Origin of the sequence: Vibrio sp. V04_P4A5T148 (assembly GCF_963875605.1) — a bacterium.
GTDB lineage: Bacteria > Pseudomonadota > Gammaproteobacteria > Enterobacterales > Vibrionaceae > Vibrio > Vibrio anguillarum.
Genome location: NZ_CAWNMS010000014.1, coordinates 1 through 2116, shown reverse-complemented (window position 1 = coordinate 2116; position 2116 = coordinate 1). Strand labels below are relative to the sequence as shown.

Here is a 2116-nt window from a genome sequence, read left to right as displayed (position 1 = left end):
GCGTTGTCAACCCCTTAGCCGGGCGTTATGCAACTCAGGTAAATTTAGGGGTTCAATCTTTTTAGATTTCTCCGGCCATTCGTTTTATGTTGTCGGCAAATGAGCTTTTTTACCCTAAAATTCGTGGTTCACTCAAGCCGTAAAACAGACAAACTTCTTTGTTTGCCTCAATCAGTTTTGGTGCTGGTTTCTTGGCAATTCAGCGTGCGCAAAGTGTGGAAAGTGAAAGTTTATCGAGCCTTTCTACTTGCTGAAAGTCTTGCTTGTTGAGTTTGTCTCATTCAAAAGCTTGGATTGTTGTTGAAAGGTGGACTTTGTTTTGGCGGCTTATTTATCACAGTTCTTGCTTGGGTTGATTCTTGAATCACTCAACCATTGCAATCGTGGCTTTTGGTCGTATAAATTCGGTTTATCTCATTGAATTTGCATAACAAACGGCTCAAGAGGGATTGCCAACGCTTGGCGACTTTAGTGCAAAATTGAAGTTCAGTGTTTACAGTGGTTTTTTTGAGTTCGGCGGTGCGTTGTCAACCCCTTAGCCGGGCGTTAGGCAAGGTGAGTTTTTATCAGCTAAATCGAGTTGAAATTGAGCAGTAAATTTCATGTTTTGTGGCTTAATTTAAGCAATAAATAATCATCACATATTTGCTGTTTCTTGATCGCGTTGAGTTGCTTTTCGTTGTGAGTTTAGCGGTGAAATAACCTTCAGCATCCAAACGTCCGCCGAGCATGCTACGCTCGTCACTTTTCTTCCAAATCGCTCAATTTGAATTTTTTGGTTTCTTTGCTGATTTAGGGTTTTGGTTTATAAATGAATGGGTTAGTTTGTTTTAAGTTTATAAAAAAGCTCGTTCTTTAGTTTTGAAAGTGTCGGCGTCAATCAGTTGGCCTAACAAACGGCTCAAGAGGGATTGCCAACGCTTGGCGACTTTAGTGCAAAATTGAAGTTCAGCGTTTACAGTGTGTTTTTTAAGTTCGGCTATGCGTTGTCAACCCCTTAGCCGGGCGTTATAAGCTTTGGAGGCTTTAGTGATTACAATTCGAGAAATGGATATTTCCGATTACGATTCAGTGATTGATCTGTGGTGCCAGACGGAAAGCTTGTCATTAAGAGATGTTGATTCTAAACAAAGCATTGAAAGTTACCTTAACCGAAACTCTGGGCTAAGTTTTGTTGCGTTAAGCGGCAATAAATTATTGGTGCGGTACTCGTTGGGACCGATGGTCGCAGAGGGTATCTGCAACATTTGGCTGTTTCATCAGAATTTCGAGGCCAAAAAATAGGTAAAGCTTTGGTTGAAAAATCAGTTGATGCTTTGACTTCGATTGGTGTTTCAAAGACGCATTTATTTGTTTATAGCAATAATGTTAACGCGCAAAATTTTTACGAAAAATTAGGCTGGTTTCCAAGGGATGAAATACGCATGTATTCGTTTAATAACTCAAGTAATCCAAACGTTTAGTGGCAGCTTATAACAAACGGTTCAAGAGGGACTGCCAACGCGTGGCGGTTTTTGTTCAAATCAGCATTTGTGATTACGGTTGTTATTTTAGGTTCAGTGTTTTGCGTTGTCAGCCCCTTAACCGGGCGTTATGCAACTCAGGTAAATTTAGGGGCTCAATCTTTTGGGATTTTTCCGGCCATTCGTTTTGTGTTGTCGGCAAATGAGCATTTTTACCTTCAAATTCATTGTGAACTCAAGCCGTAAAACAGGCAAAGTTCTTTGTTTGCCTCAATCAGTTTTAGCGCTGGTTCGTTGCCAATTCAGCGTGCGTAAAGTGTGGAAAGGGTAAGTTTATCGAGCATTTTGCACTTGCTGAAAGTCTTGCTTGTTGAGTTTGTCTCATTCAAAAGCTTGGTTTGTTGCTGAAAGGTGGACTTTGTTTTGGCGGCTTATTTATCACGGCTCTGGCGTGGGTTGGTTCTTGAATTACTCAACCATTGCAATTGTGACTTTTGATCGAGTAAAGTCAGTTTATCTTATTGAATTTGCATAACAAACGGCTCAAGAGGGATTGCCAACGCGTGGCGGCTTTAGTGCAAAATTGAAGTTCAGTGTTTACAGTGTGTTTTTTGAGTTCGGCGGTGCGTTGTCAACCCCTTAGCCGGGCGTTA

General features: G+C 41.0%; 1 pseudogene. It reads left to right on the top strand.

Features of this window, described 5'->3' with window-relative positions:
* Positions 1–1029: 1029 nt before the first annotated feature.
* Positions 1030–1463: pseudogene (locus AACT18_RS00545) on the top strand (GNAT family N-acetyltransferase).
* Positions 1464–2116 lie beyond the last annotated feature (653 nt).